The organism is Pseudomonas putida (genome assembly GCF_026625125.1).
Lineage (GTDB): Bacteria > Pseudomonadota > Gammaproteobacteria > Pseudomonadales > Pseudomonadaceae > Aquipseudomonas > Aquipseudomonas putida_X.
Window position 1 is genome coordinate 1,488,582 of record NZ_CP113097.1, and the last position, 23,012, is coordinate 1,511,593.

Annotated in this window: 23 protein-coding genes; 9 read left to right on the forward strand and 14 right to left on the reverse strand. The window is 62.6% G+C overall.

Translation table 11 applies throughout. The features are described 5' to 3' along the window. From OSW16_RS06840 to OSW16_RS06855, 4 genes are all read right to left on the reverse strand, one after another. The gene (locus OSW16_RS06840; RefSeq protein ID WP_267821797.1) at positions 1-807 is read right to left on the reverse strand and encodes an ABC transporter permease; all 807 of its coding nucleotides are present in this window, start codon (positions 805-807) and stop codon (positions 1-3) included. Continuing rightward, positions 797-1,636, reverse strand: a complete 840-nt coding sequence (locus OSW16_RS06845; protein ID WP_267821799.1) for an ABC transporter permease — start codon at positions 1,634-1,636, stop codon at positions 797-799. Before OSW16_RS06845 ends, OSW16_RS06840 begins: the two co-directional genes overlap by 11 nt. Beyond that, positions 1,633-2,439 carry an alkaline phosphatase family protein gene (locus tag OSW16_RS06850; RefSeq protein ID WP_046787413.1) on the reverse strand — a complete coding sequence of 269 codons (807 nt, stop codon included), beginning with the start codon at positions 2,437-2,439 and terminating at the stop codon, positions 1,633-1,635. The genes OSW16_RS06845 and OSW16_RS06850 overlap by 4 nt, the downstream gene beginning before the upstream one ends. 109 nt (positions 2,440-2,548) lie before the next feature. Further along, on the reverse strand, positions 2,549-3,613 hold the full coding sequence (locus OSW16_RS06855; protein WP_267821802.1) for an ABC transporter substrate-binding protein: 1,065 nt from the start codon (positions 3,611-3,613) through the stop codon (positions 2,549-2,551). A 340-nt stretch (positions 3,614-3,953) separates the two neighbouring features. Between OSW16_RS06855 and OSW16_RS06860 the strand changes: the two genes are divergently transcribed. Further along, positions 3,954-4,667: a UTRA domain-containing protein gene (locus OSW16_RS06860; protein WP_267821804.1), complete on the forward strand. Its 714-nt coding sequence runs from the start codon at positions 3,954-3,956 to the stop codon at positions 4,665-4,667. A 27-nt stretch (positions 4,668-4,694) separates the two neighbouring features. Here the strand turns inward: OSW16_RS06860 and OSW16_RS06865 are convergent, their stop codons facing one another. Beyond that, positions 4,695-6,851 carry a mechanosensitive ion channel family protein gene (locus tag OSW16_RS06865; RefSeq protein ID WP_267821806.1) on the reverse strand — a complete coding sequence of 719 codons (2,157 nt, stop codon included), beginning with the start codon at positions 6,849-6,851 and terminating at the stop codon, positions 4,695-4,697. Between the two features lie 44 nt (positions 6,852-6,895). Next, the gene (locus OSW16_RS06870; RefSeq protein ID WP_012313193.1) at positions 6,896-7,063 is read right to left on the reverse strand and encodes a hypothetical protein; all 168 of its coding nucleotides are present in this window, start codon (positions 7,061-7,063) and stop codon (positions 6,896-6,898) included. Positions 7,064-7,273: 210 nt separating this feature from the next. On the opposite strand from OSW16_RS06870, the gene OSW16_RS06875 reads away from it, so the two are divergent. Beyond that, a complete protein-coding gene (locus OSW16_RS06875; protein ID WP_267821808.1) occupies positions 7,274-7,705 on the forward strand; it encodes a hypothetical protein in 432 nt (143 codons plus the stop codon). A 51-nt stretch (positions 7,706-7,756) separates the two neighbouring features. Beyond that, positions 7,757-8,563, forward strand: a complete 807-nt coding sequence (locus tag OSW16_RS06880) for a hypothetical protein (protein WP_267821810.1) — start codon at positions 7,757-7,759, stop codon at positions 8,561-8,563. Here the strand turns inward: OSW16_RS06880 and OSW16_RS06885 are convergent. The 5 genes from OSW16_RS06885 to minC form a co-directional block, all read right to left on the reverse strand. Then, positions 8,539-9,828, reverse strand: a complete 1,290-nt coding sequence (locus tag OSW16_RS06885) for a M18 family aminopeptidase (protein ID WP_241802829.1) — start codon at positions 9,826-9,828, stop codon at positions 8,539-8,541. The two genes, OSW16_RS06880 and OSW16_RS06885, sit on opposite strands and share 25 nt — an antisense overlap. A 339-nt stretch (positions 9,829-10,167) precedes the next feature. Next, positions 10,168-10,803 (reverse strand): RluA family pseudouridine synthase, encoded by a 636-nt coding sequence (locus OSW16_RS06890; protein ID WP_241802831.1) that lies wholly within the window; start codon positions 10,801-10,803, stop codon positions 10,168-10,170. 200 nt (positions 10,804-11,003) lie between these two features. Further along, entirely contained in the window at positions 11,004-11,258 is a 255-nt protein-coding gene (gene minE / locus OSW16_RS06895; RefSeq protein WP_241802832.1) for a cell division topological specificity factor MinE, read from the reverse strand. Positions 11,259-11,261: 3 nt separating this feature from the next. Next, positions 11,262-12,074 carry a septum site-determining protein MinD gene (minD, locus tag OSW16_RS06900; RefSeq protein WP_012313198.1) on the reverse strand — a complete coding sequence of 271 codons (813 nt, stop codon included), beginning with the start codon at positions 12,072-12,074 and terminating at the stop codon, positions 11,262-11,264. Between the two features lie 100 nt (positions 12,075-12,174). Beyond that, positions 12,175-12,927, reverse strand: coding sequence for a septum site-determining protein MinC (gene minC / locus OSW16_RS06905; protein WP_267821815.1), 753 nt, complete (start codon positions 12,925-12,927; stop codon positions 12,175-12,177). A gap of 111 nt (positions 12,928-13,038) precedes the next feature. Between minC and OSW16_RS06910 the strand changes: the two genes are divergently transcribed. Continuing rightward, positions 13,039-13,974, forward strand: coding sequence for a lipid A biosynthesis lauroyl acyltransferase (locus OSW16_RS06910; RefSeq protein WP_267821817.1), 936 nt, complete (start codon positions 13,039-13,041; stop codon positions 13,972-13,974). A 66-nt stretch (positions 13,975-14,040) separates the two neighbouring features. Next, positions 14,041-15,189: a patatin-like phospholipase family protein gene (locus tag OSW16_RS06915; RefSeq protein ID WP_267821819.1), complete on the forward strand. Its 1,149-nt coding sequence runs from the start codon at positions 14,041-14,043 to the stop codon at positions 15,187-15,189. Positions 15,190-15,245: 56 nt separating this feature from the next. Here OSW16_RS06915 and OSW16_RS06920 read toward each other — a convergent pair whose 3' ends face one another. Both OSW16_RS06920 and OSW16_RS06925 read right to left on the reverse strand, forming a co-directional pair. Beyond that, positions 15,246-16,070, reverse strand: a complete 825-nt coding sequence (locus OSW16_RS06920) for a VacJ family lipoprotein (protein WP_267821821.1) — start codon at positions 16,068-16,070, stop codon at positions 15,246-15,248. Beyond that, a complete protein-coding gene (locus tag OSW16_RS06925; protein WP_241802847.1) occupies positions 16,063-17,361 on the reverse strand; it encodes a serine/threonine protein kinase in 1,299 nt (432 codons plus the stop codon). The genes OSW16_RS06920 and OSW16_RS06925 overlap by 8 nt, the downstream gene beginning before the upstream one ends. A gap of 195 nt (positions 17,362-17,556) precedes the next feature. Between OSW16_RS06925 and OSW16_RS06930 the strand changes: the two genes are divergently transcribed. Then, positions 17,557-17,925, forward strand: coding sequence for a hypothetical protein (locus OSW16_RS06930; RefSeq protein ID WP_267821824.1), 369 nt, complete (start codon positions 17,557-17,559; stop codon positions 17,923-17,925). 256 nt (positions 17,926-18,181) lie between these two features. Here OSW16_RS06930 and OSW16_RS06935 read toward each other — a convergent pair whose 3' ends face one another. Further along, positions 18,182-19,747: a beta (1-6) glucans synthase gene (locus OSW16_RS06935; RefSeq protein ID WP_267821826.1), complete on the reverse strand. Its 1,566-nt coding sequence runs from the start codon at positions 19,745-19,747 to the stop codon at positions 18,182-18,184. Between the two features lie 197 nt (positions 19,748-19,944). Between OSW16_RS06935 and OSW16_RS06940 the strand changes: the two genes are divergently transcribed. The 3 genes from OSW16_RS06940 to OSW16_RS06950 all read left to right on the forward strand — a co-directional run bounded on the left by OSW16_RS06940 (position 19,945) and on the right by OSW16_RS06950 (position 22,942). Further along, positions 19,945-20,805, forward strand: a complete 861-nt coding sequence (locus tag OSW16_RS06940) for a glycine betaine ABC transporter substrate-binding protein (protein ID WP_267821828.1) — start codon at positions 19,945-19,947, stop codon at positions 20,803-20,805. A 164-nt stretch (positions 20,806-20,969) separates the two neighbouring features. Beyond that, on the forward strand, positions 20,970-21,281 hold the full coding sequence (locus OSW16_RS06945) for a DUF485 domain-containing protein (RefSeq protein ID WP_267821830.1): 312 nt from the start codon (positions 20,970-20,972) through the stop codon (positions 21,279-21,281). After that, complete coding sequence (locus OSW16_RS06950; RefSeq protein ID WP_241802854.1) at positions 21,278-22,942, forward strand: cation acetate symporter; 1,665 nt, start codon at positions 21,278-21,280, stop codon at positions 22,940-22,942. Before OSW16_RS06945 ends, OSW16_RS06950 begins: the two co-directional genes overlap by 4 nt. The last annotated feature ends 70 nt before the right edge of the window (positions 22,943-23,012 follow it).

The following is a 23,012-nucleotide window of genomic DNA, read 5'->3' on the forward strand; positions in this document are numbered from 1 at the left end:
TCAGGTCTTGTCCTTGTTCAGGCGGTTGGCGACCCAGGTGAGTACCAGCACGAAGGCGAAGTACGAGATCACCAGCGCGCTGTTGAAGTGGCCGCTGCTGTTGCGCATGTTGTTCAGGTACACCTGCAGGGTTTCGTAGCGCGTGCCGACCAGCAGGTTGGCGAACACGAATTCGCCGAACAGGAACGAGAACGACAGCAGCAGCGCCACCATCAGGCCTTTGCGCAGGTTGGGCAGCACCACCAGGAATGCCGCCTGCCAGGTGCTGGCGCCGAGCAACTGGGCGGCGTCCATCAGGTCGCGCAGGTTGATCGCCTGCAGGTTGTTGGTGATCGCCCGGTACATGAACGGCAGGGCGATGGTGAAGTAGCAGCCGATCAGGATCCACGGCGTGCCGACCATGGCCATCGGCCCGCTGCCGTACAACTGCAGCAGGCCCACCGAGGACACCACTGGTGGCACCGCGAAGGGCAGCAGGATGAGGATGTTCATCAGTGCATCGAGCCTGGGGAAGTGGTAGTGCACCACGAACAGCAGCGGCAGGATCAGCACCACCGACAGTAGCAGCGCGCCCAGGCACACCAGCAGCGACTGGCCGAAGGCCGCGAGAAAGCGCGGCTCGCCCCACAGCGCCACGTACCACTTCAGGGTCAGGCCGCTGGGCAGCAGGCTGGCTGACCAGCTGGTGGCCAGCGAGTAGAGCAGGGTGCCGGCCAGTGGTAGCAGCAAAATGAGAAACAGCAGGTACACCACGACGCGGTGGTAGAGGCTGCCGGCGCTCGGCCTGGTTGAGCGGTTAGCGTGCATGGTAGCTCCGTTTCAGCAGCCATTGATGAACGAGCGTGACCACCGTCATCAAGCCCACCAGCACCATGGCCAGCGCGCTGGCCAGGTTGGGGTCCAGGCTGATGTCACCGGCCACCAGGCCGGCGATGCGGATCGGCAGCACGTTGAAATTGCCGGTGGTCAGCGCATACACCGTGGCATACGCGCCCAACGCGTTGGCCAGCAGGATGACGAAGGTGCCGAGCAGGGCCGGTGTCAGCACCGGCAGGCCGATGTGCCGCCAGTATTGCCAGTGGCTGGCGCCCAGCAACGCGGCCGATTCGCGCCAGTCTTCGCGCAGGGCATCGAAGGCCGGGTAGAGCAGCAGCACGCCCAGGGGGATCTGGAAGTAGGTGTAGACCAGGATCAGGCCGTTGCTGGAGTAGATGCTGAAGTCTTCCAGCAGGCCAATCTGCTTGAGCAGCAGGGTCAGCGCCCCATTGAAACCCAGCAGGATGATGAACGCGAAGGCCAGCGGCACGCCGGCGAAGTTGCTGGTCATGTTGGCGAAGGCGCTGACGAAGTCGCGCAGGCGCGAATCGACCTGGCGCAGCGAGTAAGCACCGAGGGTGGCGATGATGATGCCGAACAGGCTCGACCAGAAGCTGATTTCCAGGCTGCGTTGCAGTGCCTGCAGGTAGAACTTCGAAGCGAACACTTTGCTGAAGTTGGCCAGCCCCCAGCCCGCCTCCGACTGCACGCTGTTGATGGCCACCCAGGCCAGCGGGGCGATCTGGAAGATGACGAAGAACACGGCAAACGGCAGCAGGCAGAGCAAGGCCAGGTAGCGCCCGCGGGCGCCGCCACTCACTTGAGCAGCTCCCGGCAGACCGTCTTGTCGTGGGCAACGCCAAGCAACTCGCAGATGGTGCCGCATAGCTCGGTCTGCAGCGGCTTGGCGGCCGGGTCGAGGCTGAAGGCGTCGCCAAACACGAACAGCGGTACTTCACGCTCCTCGGCCAGCAGGCCGTTGTGCGAACGGTCGTTGTTCATGCCGTGGTCGGCGGTGACCAATACCTGGTAGCCCTCTTCGAGCCAGTGCGGCAGGTAGTCGGCCAGCAGGATGTCGGCGCTGCGCGCAGCGTTGCGGTACTGGCTGCTGTCCAGGCCGTGGCGGTGGCCGGTGTCGTCGATGCTCATCGGGTGCACCAGCAAAAAGTTCGGCGCATGCCGGCGGCGCAGGTACTCGGCGTCGGCCAGCAGGTGCGAGTCGGGGTAACGGTCGTCCCAATAGAACAGGCCATGCTGGATCGGCAGCTTTGGCGCGTGGGTATGGCGGTCGCGCTGCGGGTCGAAAGGCGAGCGGTTGTACAGTTCGCTCATCCAGTGATAGGCCGCCGCCGCGGTGCCCAGGTTGGCCTCGCGGGCGTAGTGGAACACGCTGCGCTGGTTGGACAGGCGGTTGACGTTATTGTGCACGATGCCGCTGTCGATCGGCGCCACGCCGGTGAGGATGCACTCGTACAGTGGCCGGGACAGCGAGGGCAGCTCGCATTCCACCCGGTACAGCGCGGCACGGTCGGCTTCGACGTACGCGTGCAGGTGGCCCATGGCGTGGTGCGCGACCTGGTGGTTGAGGCCGTCGAGCAAGACCAGGATGACGTTGTGTTGCATGGTGGCTCCCAGTGGAGCTGCAAGCTTCAAGCTACAAGCTGCAAGCACACGCCGGCATGTGGATCACCGGCTTGTACTTGCAGCTCGCAGCCTGAAGCCTGAAGCTTCTTCATTCCATCTCGATGATGACTTGCTCCTGCCACATCTGCGGCAGCTGTTTCGAGGTCATTTCCCATACCTCGGGGTTCTTGATCGGCTGCGCAGCGCCGTACTGCTCGTTAGGCAGCAGCTTGGCCTGCACGTCCGCCGGCAGTTTCAGGTGCTCGGCGCGGATCGGCCGGGCATGCCCCTTGGCCAGGTTGATCTGCCCGGCATCACTGAAGATGTACTCACGCGCAAGTTTGGCCGCATTGGGGTTCTTGGCGTACTTGTTGATGATGGTGGTGTAGCCGGAAATGACCGAGCCGTCCGAAGGGATCAGCACTTCGAAGCGTTTCGGGTCGATCTGGTCGCGGTAGCTCAGGCCGTTGAAGTCCCATACCACGCCCACCTCGACCTCGCCTTTCTCCAGGGTCTGGATGGTTGGGTTGGCCAGCGACAGTCGCTTCTGCTGGGCCAGCTTGGTGAACAGCTGAAGGCCCGGGGCGACGTTGCCCTCATCGCCCTTGTAGGCGATGGCTGCGGCCAGCACACCATTGGCGGCCTGGGCGGCAGTGCTGACATCACCGATGGCGACCTTGTACTTGCCTTTTTCCAGATCGTGCCAGGTTTTAGGGCGTTCTTCTTCCTTCACCAGGTCCTTGTTGATGATGAAGGCGATGGTGCCGGTATACGCCAGCGCCCAGTGCCCATCCTTGTCCTTGGCCCACGCCGGCACCTGGTCCCAGGTGCTTGGCTTGTACGGCTGGCTCACGCCCTTGGCCACCGCAATCGGGCCGAAGGCGGCCCCGACGTCACCGATGTCGGCGCTGGCGTTGTCCTTCTCGGCATCGAACTTGGCGATTTCCTGGGCCGAGCTCATGTCGGTGTCGGTGTGCTTGAGGCCGTACTTGCTGGCCAAATCTTCCCAGGTGCCTTTCCAGTTGGCCCAGGCATCGGGCATGCCCACGCTATTGATCGTGCCTTCCTTTCGGGCGGCGTCTTCCAGGGCCTTGAGGTCGGTGCCGGCGGCCATGGCCGAGGTACACAGGGCCATGGCCGAGCCCAGCAGTGACGCCATGAACAACTTTTTCATCCGAAGCTCCTTTGGTGGGTGCCTTGCGCGATCGTTGTTATGAGTGAAGCCTTGCTTGGCAAACCTTTGGTCTAGGTCAGCAAACCTTGCGCCAAGGTAGGCCGGTTGCGTGACAATTTGATGTAAGGGAAGGGGTGAACCCGGTGCTGCCGCTTCCTGCGAATACAGCGTAGACCAGATCGCAAGCCCCGATTCACAAGGCTTGGCCCGAATCTGGCAGTGCCCTGATCAAGCGTGCAACGGCGCTTTGTCACAGCATGTTCATCAGCCCTGCCTAGGCTTGCACTATTCTCCAAGTGCCCTGTTCTGGGGCTGGACTAGTCCAGATAGGTAACCCTTGATGCAGTCGACGCCACCGCGTGCGGTAACAGCCATCTGCCATGCCTTGCAGGAGCAGATCGAGCACGGCCTGCTGGCGCCGGGCGGCAAACTGCCGTCCGAGCGCAAGCTCAGCGAAGTGTTCGATACCACCCGTATCACCCTGCGCGAGGCCCTGGTGCAACTGGAAGCCCAAGGGCTTATCTACCGCGAAGAGCGGCGCGGCTGGTTCGTCGCCCCCGAGCGGCTGACCTACGACCTGATCGAGCGTAGCCATTTTCATGCGATGGTGCGCAGCCAGGGGCGGGTGGCCAGTACCGAACTGCTTTCGGCCCGGTTGCAACCGGCCTCGGCGGCCATTTGCGCGCGGCTGCACCTGCCGGCGCTGTCCAGCGTGATCCGCATCTGCCGCCTGCGGCGTATCGATGGGCGGGCGGTGCTGTATGCCGAGCATTACCTCAACCCGCGCTATTTTCCCGAAATCCTCGAACATGACCTGGCGCAGTCGCTGACCGAGATCTATGGGCGGGTCTATGGCATCCGCTATGGGCAGGTGTGCTTTGAAATCCTGCCCACGGCGTTACCCGTGGCGGCGGCGGCGGCCTTGAAGGTGTCCACCGGCAGCCCGGGGCTGCATATCACCCGGGTCAACAGTGACCAGCAGGGGCACCTGATCGACTGTGACCTGGAGTATTGGCGGCATGATGCGATCTGCATCCGCGCCCAGGCGGGCTAGCGGCTGCTCTGCAGGCCCGCGCAGGGGCTAACTGGCAGCGCCGCCGGCCTCTGCCATCGCGCCGCCGCCCGCTGTCACTACCTGCACCGACAAGCGTGGCGTCGCCAGGTCCAGCCCTGCGGCATCCAGCTGGCGCTTCAAGGCCAGGTTGAACGCCCGCGACACTTCCCATTGCTTGATGGGCGCGGTCTTGAAGCGCGCCCGCAGAATCGCCGACCCCGACTCGAAACTTTCCACCCCTTGCAGCTCCAGGGGTGACCAGATATTGCGGCGCATCAGTGGATCGTTGCGCAGTTTCTGCCCCACTTCGCGGATCAGCGTGATGGCCTGGTCGATGTTCATGCTGTGCGGGATGGCCACCCGGAAGATCGCATAGCCGAACTCGCGGGAGTAGTTCTTGATGCTCTTGATCTCGCTGAACGGGATGGTGTGCACGATGCCATCGATGTCACGCAGGCGTACGGTGCGGATGGTCAGGCCTTCGACGGTGCCCAGGTGGCCGCCCACATCGACGTAGTCGTCGATGGCCAGGGAGTCTTCGATGATGATGAACAGGCCGGTGATCAGGTCGGCCACCAGCGACTGCGCGCCGAAACCGATGGCCAGGCCGATCACACCGGCACCGGCCAGCAGCGGCGTGACGTTCATGCCCATGTTGGCCAGGGCGACGATCAGCGCAATGATGAAGATCACCACGAACATCACGTTGCGGATCAGCGGCATCATGGTTTGCGCGCGGGCATTGGCCAGGCCACGACGCGAACGCACCAGCGCGTGGTGCACGGCCGTGTCGGCCAGGATCCACACCAGCCAGGCGACAATCAGCGTGCCGGCCAGGCCAAGCAGGCGCAGGCTGACTTCATGCCCCTCACCTTCGGCAAAGCTGATCATCGACTGGCCCCACACGCGCAGCCCCAGTTCGATGAACACCAGCCAGATGAACAGGTGCACCAGCACATACCCGAAGTTGCGCAAGCGCTCGGTGTACACCGCCTGACGCTTGCTGGCGCGCTTGGGGTTGGCCGCGTGACGGCGCACCAGGCCGTTGAGCACCATGCACAGCACCACCAGTACCGTGCACATCAGGGACTGGCGCAGCGCGGTGCTGGTGTCGCCGGCCGACACGAAGGTGGCGAACAGCGAGATCGCCACCAGGATCATCGCCGGTATGTACCAGAAGCTGCCGAGGATTTCGATGGTGTCGCTCAGGGTGCGCCGGGTCAGGCGCCGCGACAGTGGCTGGTTACGGATCAGGTGGGCGATCGGGCGGCGGAAGCGCAGGATGAACAGCCCGGTGCACAGCGCGGCAATCACATTGGCCAGGGTGGCCAGGGTGTGCGCCAGGTGCGTGCCCAGGGCGACGGTCAGGCGCGGGTCGCTCATCGCTTCGCCAAAGGCGGCGAAGCTGCCGATCAGCCACAGCGGCCTGAAGGCCTGGTGGCGCAGGATGTGCAACGCGCGGTGGCGGTGCGGGCCGTCGAGCAGCGAGAAGGCGATCACACAGATGGCCGAGAAGCAGGTGCCCACCACCAGCGCATAGGCCAGCACCATGGCCATGGACTTGCCGAGCGAGGAGGGCAGGGCAAAGCTCAGGTACACCGTGAACACCAGCGCCACCAGCCAAGGCCCGAGCTTGCGCAGGGCGAAGCGCACCAGGTCCCAGGGGCGCGGGTGCTGTGGCAACTCCTCGGTCAGGCCGAAGCGCACCCGTACACGGTGGCCGATCCAGTTGAACGCATAGGCCAGCAGGCTCCACACGGCGATGATCGCGGCAAAGCCGAACAGGATCGCCGGCCATTGGTGCACGGGCACCACCAGTGCCGCCAGCTCCGCCTGGGCCTGGTCGATTTCCAGCGTCCAGCGGTGGAACGGGCTGGCGTCGCCGCTGAACTGCTTTTCGAAATCATGCAGCGCACCGCCTATCAACCCCAGCACGCCCTGTTCGACGGTGGGTTGCGACTGCTTGGTGGCGTCACGCAGCTTTTTCAGGTCGGCCAGCAGCTTGGCGCGTTGCTGGTCGTTCTCCAGGTTCTTGATCACCTCGTCCAGCGATTTGCCCAACGGCTCGGTGGCTTCCGGCTGGGCCGGCGCACTGGAACCAAGCAGGCCGGGCAGGCCGGCCGCCTGTACCGGGGAGATGAACAGAAACAGCAGCAGGGCAAGGCAACGCAGAAGGGCTGGCACCGGGAAATCTACCTCAGGTCAAACGATTGGCCGAGTGTAGAGGTTTATGTGGGGAGTTTCTCCAGGATCTTCCAGCAGGTGAGGCCGAAGATGCCCAAGGTGCCGATCCACATCATCAGCACACCGACGTCGCGCTCGCGCAGGCTGAAGCCGATGGTCAGCAGCATCAGGAAACCGAACACGGGGACGAACAGGGACAGGAAAGGGGACATGACGGGCGATCCTTCTGCACGTGTGGGGATGCTTTAAGCATAGTGGCTAACTGGCGAAGCGGAATGACATGTATCACATAATGTTTAATCGGTGGGGTTGAAAGTTCATATTTCCTACGCATCTATCGGACCAGTTTCCTACACAGGAACGCATCCATTGGCCGATATAAGATTCACCACGGCGCGTGGGGGTTTTTAGAAGGTTCTACGATGAGTGCACTATCAGTACGCAACAGTTTATCGGTGCTGGCGATGGCAGGGCTGAGCGTTACCGCCCATGCCGAGAATAACTTGGCAACGGTGATTGTCGATAATAAAACAAGTGCCCCAGCCAGTTACACTTATGAGCAGATGTCAGGTACGTCACAGCCGGTGATGGGTGAAGTGAATGCCCGCCAGAATAGAGTGTTTTTAGTGACAAGCTTTGCTGATTCAATATCGGGCATGCGCTTTGTGTACGCATCCGGCAGTAAAAAGTGTCGTTTCTCCGTATCGCATACTGCGCCTCCACCCACCTATATACCTACCTGGAAAAAGGATGCTGTTTCGATCGGGTCCTCGCGCGCAACGTGTACGGTGAAGATGGAGAAGATAGGAACGCAAATGCCTTATCACTACACGGTGAGGTTCACTTTTCAATGAACCTCGCGGGGCGCCAGTGAAGGTGCCCTCAATGAGCACCGAGGAACGCCCATGAAAATTTTCAGCGTTAATGCCGCACCTGTCGTGCGTCAGGAAAACGTTCAGCCACCGCCCACAAAGTCGGCGCAAGGTACTGCACAACCAGCGTGCAAGGTGAGTTTGTCCGATGAGGCCCTTAATGACGCCAGAAACAAGGACGAGGTTCGAGCACTTCATGCACGGATCTATGGAACACCGTCGCTCGGGGATCGAATCAGTTATAGCTATCGAAGTCGGGGAGAAGAAAAATTCATGAATGAGCCGCCTCCAGAAAATTACACGCCTGAACAGGCTGACCGCCACCGGCAAGCCCTGGATTATCTGGTAGGTATCGAAAAGCGCTCAGGGGTAGAGACTCAGTTTGAGGAAAACCCGTTTTGGGGGTTGGACCGCGCTCATCTAGTGGCTATCGAGCAGGATGAAAACAGTTATACCGAAGTGGAACGTTATGCGGCAGCCAGAGCAAAAACAACATTGGACAATATTTTCTTCACACGTCTCAGCGACCATGCCTATAACACAGGCGACCTACGACCCGTGTTCAAGGGGTATCTTGAGTATCTGGATAACTTGACCGACGTCGAACGCCTTAATTTTCCAGCCGATGAACGTGAACGGGTAGCCGGCCGTTTGGCTCGTGCGCAAAGCGAATCTGGCAGCCTCCCCGAAGGCTTCTCCCTCTGGCAATACATGAACTGGGCCCCTGAAGGCCGCCTCGACCTCGACGCGCTGCTGAACCTCGCGCCTTCGTCGGCACCGCCCGCCGCCACTGAAGGGGCGGGCGATGCAGTAAGTCAGGGCAGTTCGCGGCTGCGGTAGAACGCGGTCAACACCTTCACCAGGTGCGCGAGGTCATGGCTGCCGCACAGTTCACGGATCGAGTGCATGGCAAAGGTCGGCAGGCCGATGTCGACCGTGCGCACGCCAAGGTGGCTGGCGGTGATCGGGCCGATGGTCGAACCGCAACCCATGTCGCTGCGCACCACGAAGCTTTGCACCGGTACTTCTTCGGCCATGCACAGGTGGCGGAAGAACCCGGCGGTTTCGCTGTTGGTGGCATAGCGCTGGTTGTTGTTGACCTTGATCACCGGCCCTGCGTTGAGCTTGGGCCCGTGGTTGCCGTCATGCTTGTCGGCGTAGTTGGGGTGCACCCCGTGGGCATTGTCGGCCGAGACCATGAGCGAGCGCTGGATGGTGCGCACGTAGGTGTCGCCGTCCGGCAGCAGGCGCTGCAGGGTTTGCTCGAGCATCGGGCCGTCGGCGCCGCAGGCCGAGCAACTGCCGACTTCTTCGTGGTCGTTGCACACCAGCACGCAGGTTTCGTCACTGTCAGCGGCCAGCAGCGCCTGCAGGCCGGCGTAGCACGACAGCAGGTTGTCCAGGCGAGCCCCGGCGATGAAATCACCGTTCAGGCCGATCAATGCGGCGTCCTGGGTGTCGTAGAAGCTCAGCTCGTAGTCCAGCACCACATCGGCATTGAGCTGGTGCTCACGGGCCAGCTGCTCGGTGAGCAGGGCGCGGAAGTCGATGCGCTCGTCGCCAGCCACTTGGGCCAGGATCGGCGGCAGTTCGTTCTGTGGGTTGATCTGCCAGCCTTCGTTGGCCGTGCGGTTGAGGTGGATTGCCAGGTTGGGAATGATGGCGATCGGCAGCTTGAAGTCGATCAGCTGGCTTTCGACCTTGCCATCACGCCGGAAGGTCACGCGCCCGGCCAGCGACAGGTCACGGTCGAACCACGGCGCCAGCAGGGCGCCGCCGTACACTTCCACTCCCAGTTGCAGAAAGCCCTGGCGCTGCAGCTCTGGCTGCGGCTTGACCCGCAGGCACGGGCTGTCGGTGTGCGCACCGACCATGCGAATGCCCCCGAGCAGCGGTGCTTGTTTGCCCAGGTTGATGGCGATTATCGAAGAATCGTTACGGGTGACGTAATAGCGGCCGCCAGGCACCGTGGCCCAACTGTCACGCTCGTCCAGGCGCTGGTAGCCGGCCGCTTCCAGGCGCAGGGCCAGGCTGGCGGTGGCGTGAAAGGGCGTAGGGGAGGCCTTGAGAAAATCAATCAGACCGGTGTTCAGTGCTTCACGCATAACTCACTCCAATTCGAGCTGCAAGCTTGAAGCTTCAAGCCGCAAGCTGCAAGCCTCAAGCCTCAAGCCTCAAGCCGCAAGCCGCAAGCCGCAAGCTGCAAGCCTCAAGCCTCAAGCCTCAAGCCTCAAGCCTCAAGCCTCAAGCCTCAAGCTGCAAGCAAGAGCAGACCGCGGAGTAAGCTCCAACGCGATCTGCTTTCGCTTGAAGCTTGCAGCTTGAAGCTTACCGCTTAAACAGCGCAGGGCTCTTGGGCTTCAAGCCGCAAGCAAGAGCAGACCGCGGTGTAAGCTCCAACGCGATCTGCTTTTACTTGCAGCTTGTAGCTTGCAGCTTGCCGCTTAAAAAGGCGCAGGACATTCGAACGTCAGTCGTTCGCCGGAAACGGGGTGGGTGAAGCTCAGCATTGCTGCATGCAGGCACAAGCGATCATGCGCCGCCAAGGCTTCGGGGTTGGCATACAAACGGTCACCGAGCAGCGGGTGCCCGATCGACAGCATGTGCACCCTCAACTGGTGCGAACGGCCGGTGATTGGCGTCAACTCCACCCGGCAGTGGTCGCCGCAACGCTCAAGGATGCGCCAGAAGGTCAGGGCATGTTTGCCTTGCTCATGGTCCACCACATGGCGTGGCTTGGTGGGCGGGTCGTAGCGCAGGGGCAGGTCGATGCTGCCGCTGTCCAGCACCGGCTGACCCCAGCACAGCGCGGTGTAGGCCTTCTCCGTCTCGCGGTCGTGGAACTGGCGCGACAGCTCGCGGTGGCTGTCGGCATCGCGGGCCAGCAGGATGATGCCGGAGGTTTCCCAGTCCAGGCGGTGGACGATCAGCGCATCCGGGTAGCCGTTTTCCTGCAGGCGAGTGATCAGGCAATCCTTGTTGTCATCGGCGCGGCCTGGCACCGACAGCAGCAGGGTCGGCTTGTTGACCACCAGGATGGCGGCGTCTTCATGAAGGATCTGGACGTTCGACAGCGGCATTGCGGGTTCTCGGTCAAATCGGGGAAAACCATTGGGGCCGCGTTGCGGCCCATCGCCGGCAAGCCGGCTCCCACACGTACCGCGCAGGCCCCGTAGAAGCCGGCAAACCGGGTTCCAGAGGTACAACGCAGACCCTGTGGGAGCCGGCTTGCCGGCGATGGGCTGCAACGCAGCCCCAATGATCGAGCCAGTTCGCTGTATCAGCGCTCAGGCAACGTGATGTTCAGCTCCAGAATCGAGCAACTGCCCTGGTTTTCCAGTTCGATGTGCACATCATCGCTACCGATGTTCACATACTTGCGGATCACCTCGAGCAACTCTTTTTGCAGCGCCGGCAGGTAGTCCGGTTCGCTGCGCTGGCCGCGCTCATGCGCCACGATGATCTGTAGACGCTCTTTCGCCACCGACGCACTGGTCTGTTTCTGTCTGCCACGAAAGAAGTCAAAAAGGTTCATGGTTTATTTGCTCCCGAAAATGCGCTCGAAGAATCCCTTCTTCTGTACATCGATGAAGCGCATCGGCTTCTCTTTGCCCAGCAGGCGGTCGACCGCATCGCTGTAGGCCTGGCCGGCATCGCTCTGATCATCGAGAATGACCGGGATACCTTGGTTGGACGCCTTGAGTACCGCCTGCGACTCCGGGATCACGCCCTTGAGCTTGATCGACAGAATCTCTTCCACGTCGGCCACGCTCAGCATTTCGCCCTTGACGACGCGCTCCGGGTGGTAACGCGTGATCAGCAGGTGTTCCTTGATCGGCTCTTCCCCGTTTTCGGAGCGGCGCGACTTGCTCGACAGAATGCCCAGCATACGGTCGGAGTCACGTACCGAAGACACTTCAGGGTTGGTCACGACGATGGCTTCGTCGGCGAAGTACATGGCCAGGTGCGCGCCTTTCTCGATACCCGCCGGCGAGTCGCAGATCACGTACTCGAACTGTTCTTTGAGGTCCATCAGAACCTTTTCAACGCCTTCCTGGGTCAGCGCGTCCTTGTCGCGAGTCTGGCTGGCGGCCAGTACGTACAGGTTCTCCAGGCGCTTGTCCTTGATCAGGGCCTGCTGCAGGTTGGCTTCGCCGTTGACCACGTTGACGAAGTCGTAAACCACGCGGCGCTCGCAGCCCATGATCAGGTCGAGGTTACGCAGGCCCACGTCGAAGTCGACGATGACCGTCTTGTGGCCGCGCAGTGCGAGGCCGGTGCCGATGGCGGCGCTGGTGGTGGTCTTGCCCACACCCCCCTTGCCGGAAGTAACGACGAGAATCTTGGCCAAGGTGTTTCACCCCTAAATAAGTCGGGACAGGCGTCCCAGCAAAATGCAAAAAAACGGCAACAGGTAAAAAAGTTGCTCTAAAAATGACGGCAAGTATCCGTTAAAGACGGGTGATGTTCAACACGTCACCAGACAGGCTGACTTGCACGCCGCCGCCCCACAGCGGGTCGCGGCGCAGGTCCTCGCAGACCTTGTACTGGCCAGCGATGGAGACCATTTCGGCGGTCATCTGCTGGCAGAAGATACGGGCCTTGGTGTTGCCTTTGATGCCGGCCAGGGCACGGCCGCGCATGGCGCCGTACACATGGATGTTGCCATCGGCGAGAAGTTCCGCACCCGGGCTTACCGACCCTGTGACCACCAGGTCGCCACCCTGAGCATAGATCTGCTGGCCGCCACGTACAGGCGAAGTGATGATCCGCGTCGGGCGGATTTCCGGCTCTGCAGCGGGCGCCGGTGCCGGCTCGGGCTTTTTCACTTCCGGCTCTGGCTCCAGCGGCCGCTCACGGGCGCCGGAGGGCGGCAGTACCGGCAGGTCGATGGCGATCGCCGCAGCGATGTCCTCGATGCGGCTGGCCCGGATCGCCAAGGTCCGCAGGCCATGGTGACGGCAGATGCGCATCAGCCCGGGCAGGTCGATCGCCCCTTCGTCGGCTGGCAGCTTGTCCAGCGCCAGCACCAACGGCGTGTTGCTGAAGAAATTAGGGGCCTGGGCCACTTTCGCCGCCAACTGGCGGTCGAGGGCGTCAAGGTCGTTGCGCCCCAGCTCCAGCACAGTGATGGCGAGCATGCTGCCCTTGAGCTGGAACACGGAGGCGGTGTCGGGTGTGTGGTTTGGGCTCATGGTCTGCATAGACGGCTTGTTGCGGAAAAAGTGCCCTGACTTATAACGATAAGACCGGTTGGCCGCAACCGGCGCCGATCCGATGTAGAATGCTCGGCCTTTGACTTACCGGAAGCTTCAATGGAACGCCCGCGTTTTCGTCCCTATTTCCTCCACCCCAGGTTCTGGGGCCTGTGGCTGGGCCTGGGCCTGCTGTGGCTGGCGGTGCAGTTGCCCTACCGCGCCCTGCTGTGGCTCGGCGCTGCCCTGGGCGCGCTGATGTATCGGGTGGCCGGTGAGCGCCGACGCATCGCTGCACGCAACCTGGAACTGTGTTTCCCCGAGATGTCCGTCGACGAACGGCGCCGTTTGTTGAAGGCGAATTTCGCCTCCACCGGCATCGCCTTCTTCGAAATGGCCATGAGCTGGTGGTGGCCCAAGGCCAGGTTGGCGCGCCTGGCGCACATCGAGGGCCTCGAGCACCTGCAAGCCGCGCAACAGGCCGGGCAGGGCGCGATCCTCATGGCCGTGCATTTCACCACCCTGGAGATCGGCGCCGCCTTGCTCGGCCAGGTGCACACCATCGACGGCATGTACCGCGAGCATGGCAATGCGCTGTTCGACTTCATTCAGCGCAGCGGCCGTGAGCGCCACAACCTCGATTCGCTGGCCGTGGAGCGTGAAGACGTGCGCGGCATGCTCAAACTGCTGCGTGCCGGGCGCGCCATCTGGTATGCGCCCGACCAGGACTACGGCGCCAAGCAGAGCCTGTTCGTGCCGTTGTTCGGCATCCAGGCGGCAACGGTCACCGCCACCACCAAGTTCGCCCGCCTGGGCAAGGCGCAGGTCATTCCCTTCACCCAGAAGCGCCTGGAGGATGGCAGTGGCTATCGCCTGGTGATCCACCCGCCGCTGGAAGCCTTCCCCGGTGAAAGCGAAGAGGCCGATTGCCTGCGCATCAACCAGTGGATCGAAGGCGTGTTGCGCGAGTGCCCCGAGCAATACCTGTGGGCGCACCGGCGCTTCAAGTCGCGGCCTGAAGGTGCGCCGCGGCTGTATGACAAGAAAAAGCGCTGACCATGTGGCAGCCGGCTTGCCGGCGATGAGGCCAGCGCTGGCAGTCAAAGATCCTGGGAGCAAGACATGGCCCCACCCCCCACCACCGGCCTGATCCTCTCTGGCGGCGGCGCCCGCGCCGCCTACCAGGTCGGTGTTCTGGCCGGCATCGCCGAGCTGCTGCCTGCCGGCGCAGCCAACCCCTTCCCGGTGATCGTCGGCACCTCGGCCGGCGCCATCAATGCCGTGACCCTGGCCAGTGGCGCCATGCGCTTCAACGAGGCGGTACAAAGGCTCACCGCCTTCTGGCAGAACCTGGGCAGCCACCTGGTGGTGCGCAGCGACTGGCCGGGCGTGATCCGCCAGGCCGGCCGCTTTGTCGGCCACAGCCTGCTGGGGCTGGGCGGCCAGGCACCGGTTGCGCTGCTCGACAGCAGCCCGCTGCGCGGCCTGTTGCAGGCGCACATCGACCTGGATGGCATCACCCATGCCCTGGCCAGCGAGCAGCTGCGCGCGGTTGCGGTCACCGCATTCGGCTACGAGTCTGGCCAGGCGGTGACCTTCTACCAGGGCCGCGGCACCATCGACGCCTGGCTACGCCACCGCCGCCTCGGCGTGCCCACGCCATTGACCGTTGACCACCTGCTGGCCAGCGCGGCTATCCCGCTGCTGTTCGCCCCGGTCCGGCTCGGTGACGAGTACTACGGCGACGGCGCGGTACGCCAGTCGGCGCCGATCAGCCCGGCGCTGCACCTGGGGGCCAGCCGCGTGCTGGTGGTCGGCGTCAGCGGCAACCCGCAACGGCCAGCACCACCTTTGCCGCCCCAGCGCGTGTTCAGTGGGCACCAGCCAAGCCTGGCGCAGATCGCAGGGCATATGCTCAACAGCACGTTCATCGACAGCCTGGAAGGCGATATCGAGCTGTTGCAGCGCCTGAATCACCTGAGCCGCCTGCTGCCGGCCCACCTGGATGCGCGACGCCTGGGGCTGGCGCCGATCGAGGTGCTGGTGGTGGCGCCCAGCCAGCCGCTGGACGAAATCGCCGCACGGCATCGGCGTGAGCTGCCGGCGGCGCTACGGGTGTTCCTGCGCGGCCCGGGGGCGACGCGGACCAGTGGGGCAGGGGTGTTGAGCTACTTACTGTTCGAGGCCAGCTATTGCAGCGAGCTGATCGAGCTGGGGCGGCGGGATGCGCTGACCAAGCGGCGGGAGCTGGAGCAGTTTCTGGGGCTGTAATCGATGGGGCCGCCGTGCGGCCCATCGCGACACCAAGCCGCCTTTACGGCAGCGCGTTACTCGGCAATCTGCAGCTTGCGCGACTGGGTATACACATACCGGACCTTCTCATACTCGAAGGGCGAATTGAGCTGGCCGTAGCGGAATTTGGTGGTGTAGCGCTTGTCCACCGCGCGCAGCAGGAAGATTTCCGGATGATCGGTGCTCACCTCGGCCATGTTCAGGTAATTGATCGCCTGTTCGCCGGCGTAATCCACCACCACCCCGGTGGTATCGCGCAGGTTCGACGGCCCCAGTACCGGCAGCATGATGTACGGGCCATCAGGCACGCCATAGAAGCCCAACGTCTGGCCAAAATCTTCGCTCTGGCGCGGCAGGCCCATCTTGGTCGCCGGGTCCCAGAGGCCACCCACACCGATGATGGTATTGAACATCAGCCGCGCGGTGATCTCTGCCGAACGCTTGGCCTTGAGCTGCAGCACGCTGTTGAACAGGTTCGGCACATCGCCTAGGTTGTTGAAGAAATTGCTCACCCCGGTGCGCACGAACCGGGGCGTGACGTACTGGTAGCCGTCCACCAGCGGCAGCAGCACCCACTGGTCCAGGCGGTAGTTGAAGTGGTAGATGCGCCGGTTCAGCGACTCCAGCGGGTCGTATACGTTGAGCGCCGCCAAGGTGGAGCGTTCGAACTCGCGCTGGTCCAGGCCTGGGTTGAATTTCAGTTCGCGCAGCGGGTCGATGAACCCGTCCGCTTCGGGGGCCAAAGGTTGGGCGGTTACCTGAGGGTCGGACTCGATCACGCTGGTGCGCGGCGCGGTTTCCGCGGCCAGGGCATTGCCGGCAAACAGCAGGGCGGTGGCGAAGAGGAATTTGTTAACCACGGAAGAACTCCAGCATGGCGTCGCTGTTGACGCGGTAGTTGAGGTTGCCGCAATGGCCGCCATGGGGGTAAAGGGTCAGGCGATCACCAAACACCTTGCGCAGGAAACCGATATCGCCCGGGCCGAGGATGACATCGTCGGCATTGTGCATCACGGCGATTTTCGGGCTGTTGCGCAGGTAGTCCTCCAGCGCGTACAGGCTCACCTGGTTGACCAGTTGCAGGATACTGTTGCCGTCGGTGCGGGCGCGCCACATCGGGATCACCTGCTCAGTCATGTAGCAGTCGAAGTCGCACTGCAGGGCACGCTTGAAGAACGGCGTAAGGCTGCTGCCTTCGGTGATCGGGTACTTCGGCGGGATGATCAGGCCGCGCCGGTTGATCAGGTCCGAAGTGAAGGCGATATCGGCCGCCGAGAAGCGGAACGAGGTGCCGATCAGCATCGCCATCTGTTCGTTGGACAGGTGCTGACGCGACTGCTGGAAGTCATACAGCAGGGCTTCGTTGAGGTCGATGTAGCCCTTGTCCTGGAAATAGCGGGTGAGCTTTTCCAGCATCAGCTCATAGAACGTGGTGCTGCGGTCGATGCCTTTGACCTGGGTCTGCACCAGTTTGTCGAGGTTGTTGATCGAGGTGTACAGGTTGACCGGCGGGTTGAGCAGCAGCACACGCTTGAAGTTGAAGCTGCGACGGGTTTCATCCAGGTGGCTGACGAACGCTGCGTCCAGCGCGCCCAGGCTGTAACCGGTGAGGTAGTACTCGCTGATCGGCAGGCGCGGGTGCTGGGCACGTACGGCTTGCATCACCCGGTACATGTCTTCGGCGTCTTCCCGGCTGATGCCCGGGGTGGCGAAGCGCGAGGCGGCGCTCATGAAGTCGTAGCTGGTCGGCGACGACAGCTGAACCACGTGGTAACCGGCCTGATAGAACAGTTTTTTCAGGTATTCGTTGATGGTGCTCGAATACGGCGCGCCGGTGCCGGCGATGATGAAGATTAGCGGCGCTTCATGGTCCTGGCGAGCCAGCCGGTACTTGAGCTTTTTCACTGCCCAGAAGTTGTCTGGCAGGGTGAACTCACGCTCCGGGCGCAAATTCAGGCTGTAGTCGCTCTGGTCGATTTCGTCGTCGCTGGGCAGCGTTGGTCGCTGATCGGGCGGCGTCGTGGCGATCGTCGCCTCGAACGGGTTGGTCAAGGGGAAGCCGTAGGTCGCGGCGTCGATGTCGCGCGCAGAAGCGGCCACAGCCATGAGCAGGCCGCCAAGAAGGGCGGCTAGGCGCCAATATCGAAGCATGTAATCCCCCAGAAAGAACGCGAGCAAGGTACTGCGCTACGCAGGCTAGGACCACAAGTGCCTTGGCAAAGTTGCCAAGTGCGGTGGCCTTTGGTGTGCTTGTTATCTGCAACATAGCTGCAGGAGTGTGATTTTGCCTTACAACCGGCCTTGGGCGATCATGCACCGTTTCGATTACTGCTATTGGAGAACAGGATGTCTCGTACCTTGCCGGCTGCGCTGCTGTTGCTGTTTCTCGCCTTGTGGCTGGCTGCCAGTTACGGCGTGCGTTACGGGTTGATGGAGGATGCGCAGTGGGTCGGCCTTTGCGCCGTGCCCGGTGAACACTGGCAGTGCCAGGTGCGCTCGGTGCTGGGGTTGGGGATTCACTTTCAGGTGATGGCCTGGGCCGGGCTTGGGCTGGCGTTGCTGGCGCAGGTGGTTGGCGGGCGCAACGGTTGGTGGCTGGCGTTGCTGGCGCTGGTGTTCGGCATCCCGGCGCTGGTGCTGTATACCGCCAGCATTGCGGTGTTTGCCGTGGTGCTGGCGGGGTTACGGCTGGTCCGGCAAGCGCGGCGCGGCTGACTGCAATTGCTGTGTTGGCAACTGTTTTACCGGTTGGTCGGTCGTAGGCAGGCCCGGCCTCATCGCCGGCAAGCCGGCTCCCACAGGGGTGGAGGTGCCCTCAGGAAGTTCGGCACCAACCCAAGGTCTTTGGGGCAGTCCAAAAGGAGTGGAGGTGCGGCGCTGCGGGCATTCGCGCAACTGTCTTGCTCAACGTCTAAAAGCTGGCACGATCCCTTGTGGGAGCCGGCTTGCCGGCGATGGAGGCGCCTCGGTATCACGCCTTGCTCACGCGCAAACTCCGCCACAACGCCGCAGTCATCAGCACACTGACCACCGCCCAACCCCAGGCCTGCTGATTCTCCAGCCCTTCCCGGTACAGCTGAGGCATCACCCCGGCCCCGACGATGAATGCCAGCAGCGCCACCTCTGCCCGTGCCGCCACCACCGGGCGCAGCAGGTAAACCACAGCTGGCAACGCCAGCGCCGCCGTGGGGAAACTGCGATAACGCGGGTCGAACACCATCGCCAGCATGCTCACTGCCGCCGCAAAGCCCGCCGCCAGCAATAGCCACCCTGCGCGCGCCTCGAACCAGGCGAACCAACGTTCCCGCCAGCCAGCCCGGCGCGCCAGCGCCAGCACCGCATGGGCCAGCACCAGCAGGTTCAGCCCCGCCAGCAACGCCGCCCACAGCCATTCCCCGGCAAACCGTGCGTGGGTGCGCATCAACTCGCCCCACAGCCCCAGGCAGCCAGCCCCAAACGCCGCCAGCAAGGGCAACAGCAAAGCCCCGGTCGCGGTGCCGGGGCGCCCGGCGAACAGCAGCATCGTTGCCATCAACACCACGCTTGCCAGCAACCATTGCGGCCAGTGGTGCAGGTTGCTCACCGGACCCTCGAGTACCCCTTTGTCCTGCCGGTCGGCATCGTACAGCCCCCAGTAGCCGCCCACCGCGCCTTCACTGGCGCGCTTCCACGGCTGGTCGAAGGCTTCGATCAGGTTGTAGTGCCAGCCATTGGCCTCGGCCATGGCGACGAAACCGCGGATGAAGCGTGCCTCGTTGGCCCGGCTGGGCACGGCCGTCTCGCGCTGGCGGCCTTCGCTGGGCCAGCCGGTTTCGCCGATGAAGATATCCTTGGGCGCAAAGCGCGTACCGAACACCCGACGCACATCGGCGACATGCGCCAGGGCATCTTCGATACCACGCGGGTCGTCCTCCCAGTAGGGCAACAGGTGAATCGTCAAAAAGTCCACCGCTGGCGCCACCTGCGGGTGCTGCAGCCAGAATTCCCAAACATCGGCGTAAGTCACCGGTACCTTGACCTGGCGCTTCACGTTGCCGATCAGCGCGGCCAGGCGCTCGCCGGTCACTTCCTTGCGCAGCAACGCCTCGTTGCCCACGATCACCGCACTGACCACATCCGGGTTGGCGTTGGCGGCGGCAATCAGCAGATCCACTTCCTTGTCGGTATCCACCGGGTTGCCATTGACCCAGGCCCCGAGCATCACCTTCAGGCCATGCTTGCGCGCCAGTGCCGGGATCGCTTCCAGTCCGGTCATGGAATAGGTGCGGATGCACTGAAATCGTTCAGCCAGCAGCGCCAGGTCAGCGTCCATGCGCGCCGGGCGCAAGCGAAAAGGCTGGTCGAATGGCGACTGGTCCTTGTCGAACGGCGTGTAGGAGGCGCACTGCAATTTGTGCGTGGGGCTGGCCGCGTCCGGTAGCAGGATCGGCTTGCCGAGCGTGTACCAGAGCGCCCCAAGCCCTGAGAGGGCAAGCAGGCAGGCGAACAGGTACAGCGGGAGCAGCAGGCGGGCAGGGCTGGGCATCAGGCGGTCCATCGTCAGGCGCAAAGCGTTAGATAGTAGCCCGGCGCCAAACCTTTGGCATGCAAGGATCGCGCAGAATGGCGCAGGCAGATGCCGCTAATGGCACAGTGCTGTCGCAAAGGGTTCGGGTGCAGGTCGCAGCTGGAGCAGGTTGGGCAGCGTTGCAGGACCATGATGCAATCTCCGAGACCTGACGAGGGGATGCTTTGATGGCAACTTTGAAAAAAATGCGACGACTCCTGGGGGCGGGCACCGCCCTGGTATTGGCCATGAGCGGTGCACAGGCCATGGCCAAAGAAGTGAGCATCGGTTACGTGGATGGCTGGGCCGACAGCGTGGCGACCACCAACGTGGCCGCCGAAGTGATCAAGCAGAAGCTCGGCTACGACGTGAAGCTGCAGGCCGTGGCCACCGGCATCATGTGGCAGGGTGTGGCCACCGGCAAACTCGACGCCATGCTCTCGGCCTGGCTGCCGGTAACCCATGGTGAGTACTGGACCAAGAACAAGGACAACGTGGTCGATTACGGCGCCAACTTCAAGGATGCCAAGATCGGCCTGATCGTGCCGGAGTACGTCAAGGCCAACAGCATCACCGACCTCAAGACCGATGAAAGCTTCAAGCAGAAGATCGTCGGCATCGACGCAGGCTCCGGGGTAATGCTCAAGACCGACCAGGCCATCAAGGACTACGACCTTACCGGCTACAAGCTGCAGGCAAGCTCCGGCGCGGCGATGACCGCAGAACTGGGCCGTGCCTACGCCAAGAAGCAGTCCATCGCCGTGACCGGCTGGGTGCCGCACTGGATGTTCGCCAAATGGAAGCTGAAGTTCCTTGAAGACCCCAAAGGCGTCTATGGCGCGGCCGAGACGGTCAACAGCATCGGCAGCAAAGAGTTGGCGACCAAAGCGCCGGAAGTGGCCGAGTTCCTGAAGAAGTTCAGCTGGAAGTCCAAGGATGAGATTGGCGAGGTGATGCTGGCGATTCAGGAAGGCGCCAAGCCTGAAGCTGCGGCGAAAGATTGGGTAGCCAAGCACCCGGATCGTGTCCAGGAGTGGACGGGCAAATAACCGATCAGATTCTCCAGAACGGGGCCACACAGTGGCCCCGCTTTGTTACTGATTCTGCAAAACACCCTTGCATCTAAGACTAAGGTCGTCTGGTTGGCGTTCAAAGGCAGCATAAAGTGACGGTGTGGGTTCCATCCCCTATCTGTGCTGCTAGGACAAAAACAATGAACGACAGCATTTACCTCTCGATACAAAACAGCCCCCGTTTCAAGGAGCTGGTCACCAAGCGCGAACGGTTCGCCTGGGTTCTCTCGGCGATCATGCTCGGCCTGTACTGCGCCTTCATCCTCCTGATCGCCTACGGTCCTCATCTGCTGGGCGCCAAGCTCAGCCCTGAGTCGTCGATTACCTGGGGCATCCCCCTGGGCGTCGGCCTGATCGTTTCGGCATTCGTCCTGACCGCCATCTACGTGCGCCGCGCCAACGGCGAATTCGATGAGCTGAACAAGGCCATCCTCAAGGAGGCGCAACAATGATTCGCCACACCAAAGCCTTGGCCGTACTGGCCTGCGGCGTTTTCGCACCCGCCGTGTGGGCAGCCGATGCCCTGACCGGCGAGGTGCAGAAACAGCCGCTGAACGTTGCAGCGATCGCCATGTTCGTGGCCTTCGTCGCCTTTACCTTGGGCATCACCTACTGGGCCTCCAAGCGTAACAAGTCGGCAGCCGACTACTACGCTGCCGGCGGCAAGATCACCGGCTTTCAGAACGGTCTGGCGATTGCCGGCGACTACATGTCGGCAGCGTCGTTCCTGGGTATTTCCGCGCTGGTGTTCACCTCCGGCTACGACGGCCTGATCTACTCGATCGGCTTCCTGGTCGGCTGGCCGATCATTCTGTTCCTGATCGCCGAGCGCCTGCGCAACCTGGGCAAATACACCTTTGCCGACGTAGCCTCCTACCGCCTGGGGCAAAAGGAAATCCGTACCCTGTCGGCCTCCGGTTCACTGGTGGTGGTGGCCTTCTACCTGATCGCGCAGATGGTCGGCGCCGGCAAGCTGATCGAGCTGCTGTTCGGCCTGGACTACCATGTCGCGGTGATCCTGGTGGGCATCCTGATGTGCCTGTACGTACTGTTCGGCGGCATGCTGGCCACCACCTGGGTACAGATCATCAAGGCCGTACTGCTGCTGTCCGGTGCCAGCTTCATGGCACTGATGGTGATGAAGCACGTGGGCTTCGACTTCAACACCCTGTTCTCCGAAGCGATCAAGGTGCACAGCAAGGGTGAGGCGATCATGAGCCCGGGCGGCCTGGTCAAGGACCCGATCTCGGCGTTCTCGTTGGGCCTGGCGCTGATGTTCGGTACTGCCGGCCTGCCGCATATCCTGATGCGCTTCTTCACCGTCAGTGACGCCAAGGAAGCCCGCAAGAGCGTGCTGTACGCCACCGGCTTCATCGGCTACTTCTACATCCTGACCTTCATCATCGGCTTTGGCGCGATCCTGCTGGTCAGCACCAACCCGGACTTCAAGGACGCCGCCGGCGCCCTGCTGGGCGGCAACAACATGGCGGCGGTGCACCTGGCCGATGCCGTGGGTGGCAGCATCTTCCTGGGCTTCATCTCGGCGGTAGCGTTCGCCACCATCCTGGCGGTGGTTGCCGGCCTGACCCTGGCCGGTGCCTCGGCGGTGTCCCATGACCTGTACGCCAGCGTGTGGCGCAAGGGCAAGGCCAACGACAAGGACGAGATCCGTGTGTCGAAGATCACCACCATCGCCCTTGGCGTGCTGGCGATCGGCCTGGGCATTCTGTTCGAGAAGCAGAACATCGCCTTCATGGTCGGCCTGGCGTTCTCCATTGCCGCCAGCTGCAACTTCCCTGTCCTGCTGCTTTCGATGTACTGGAAAAAGCTGACCACCCGCGGCGCCATGATCGGCGGCTGGCTGGGCCTGGTGAGTGCAGTGACGCTGATGATCCTTGGCCCGACCATCTGGGTGCAGATCCTCGGCCACGAGAAGCCTATCTACCCGTACGAGTACCCGGCGCTGTTCTCGATGCTGATTGCCTTCGTCGGTATCTGGTTCTTCTCGGTCACCGACAAGTCCAAGGCAGCTGAAAGCGAACGTGCACTGTTCTTCCCGCAGTTCGTCCGCTCGCAGACTGGCCTGGGGGCTTCGGGCGCCGTGTCGCACTGATTGACGCCCAATGAAAAACCGCGCTGCGGCTGATGCCGTAGCGCGGTTTTTTGCATTGCAGCGCCTGACA

Coding starts and splice junctions, on each gene's coding strand:
- OSW16_RS06840 (WP_267821797.1), bottom strand. CDS start 807: ATGCACGCTAACCGCTCAACCAGGCCGAGCGCCGGCAGCCTCTACCAC.
- OSW16_RS06850 (WP_046787413.1), bottom strand. CDS start 2,439: ATGCAACACAACGTCATCCTGGTCTTGCTCGACGGCCTCAACCACCAG.
- OSW16_RS06855 (WP_267821802.1), bottom strand. CDS start 3,613: ATGAAAAAGTTGTTCATGGCGTCACTGCTGGGCTCGGCCATGGCCCTG.
- OSW16_RS06860 (WP_267821804.1), top strand. CDS start 3,954: ATGCAGTCGACGCCACCGCGTGCGGTAACAGCCATCTGCCATGCCTTG.
- OSW16_RS06870 (WP_012313193.1), bottom strand. CDS start 7,063: ATGTCCCCTTTCCTGTCCCTGTTCGTCCCCGTGTTCGGTTTCCTGATG.
- OSW16_RS06875 (WP_267821808.1), top strand. CDS start 7,274: ATGAGTGCACTATCAGTACGCAACAGTTTATCGGTGCTGGCGATGGCA.
- OSW16_RS06880 (WP_267821810.1), top strand. CDS start 7,757: ATGAAAATTTTCAGCGTTAATGCCGCACCTGTCGTGCGTCAGGAAAAC.
- OSW16_RS06885 (WP_241802829.1), bottom strand. CDS start 9,828: ATGCGTGAAGCACTGAACACCGGTCTGATTGATTTTCTCAAGGCCTCC.
- OSW16_RS06890 (WP_241802831.1), bottom strand. CDS start 10,803: ATGCCGCTGTCGAACGTCCAGATCCTTCATGAAGACGCCGCCATCCTG.
- minE (WP_241802832.1), bottom strand. CDS start 11,258: ATGAACCTTTTTGACTTCTTTCGTGGCAGACAGAAACAGACCAGTGCG.
- minC (WP_267821815.1), bottom strand. CDS start 12,927: ATGCAGACCATGAGCCCAAACCACACACCCGACACCGCCTCCGTGTTC.
- OSW16_RS06910 (WP_267821817.1), top strand. CDS start 13,039: ATGGAACGCCCGCGTTTTCGTCCCTATTTCCTCCACCCCAGGTTCTGG.
- OSW16_RS06915 (WP_267821819.1), top strand. CDS start 14,041: ATGGCCCCACCCCCCACCACCGGCCTGATCCTCTCTGGCGGCGGCGCC.
- OSW16_RS06925 (WP_241802847.1), bottom strand. CDS start 17,361: ATGCTTCGATATTGGCGCCTAGCCGCCCTTCTTGGCGGCCTGCTCATG.
- OSW16_RS06930 (WP_267821824.1), top strand. CDS start 17,557: ATGTCTCGTACCTTGCCGGCTGCGCTGCTGTTGCTGTTTCTCGCCTTG.
- OSW16_RS06935 (WP_267821826.1), bottom strand. CDS start 19,747: ATGGACCGCCTGATGCCCAGCCCTGCCCGCCTGCTGCTCCCGCTGTAC.
- OSW16_RS06940 (WP_267821828.1), top strand. CDS start 19,945: ATGGCAACTTTGAAAAAAATGCGACGACTCCTGGGGGCGGGCACCGCC.
- OSW16_RS06945 (WP_267821830.1), top strand. CDS start 20,970: ATGAACGACAGCATTTACCTCTCGATACAAAACAGCCCCCGTTTCAAG.
- OSW16_RS06950 (WP_241802854.1), top strand. CDS start 21,278: ATGATTCGCCACACCAAAGCCTTGGCCGTACTGGCCTGCGGCGTTTTC.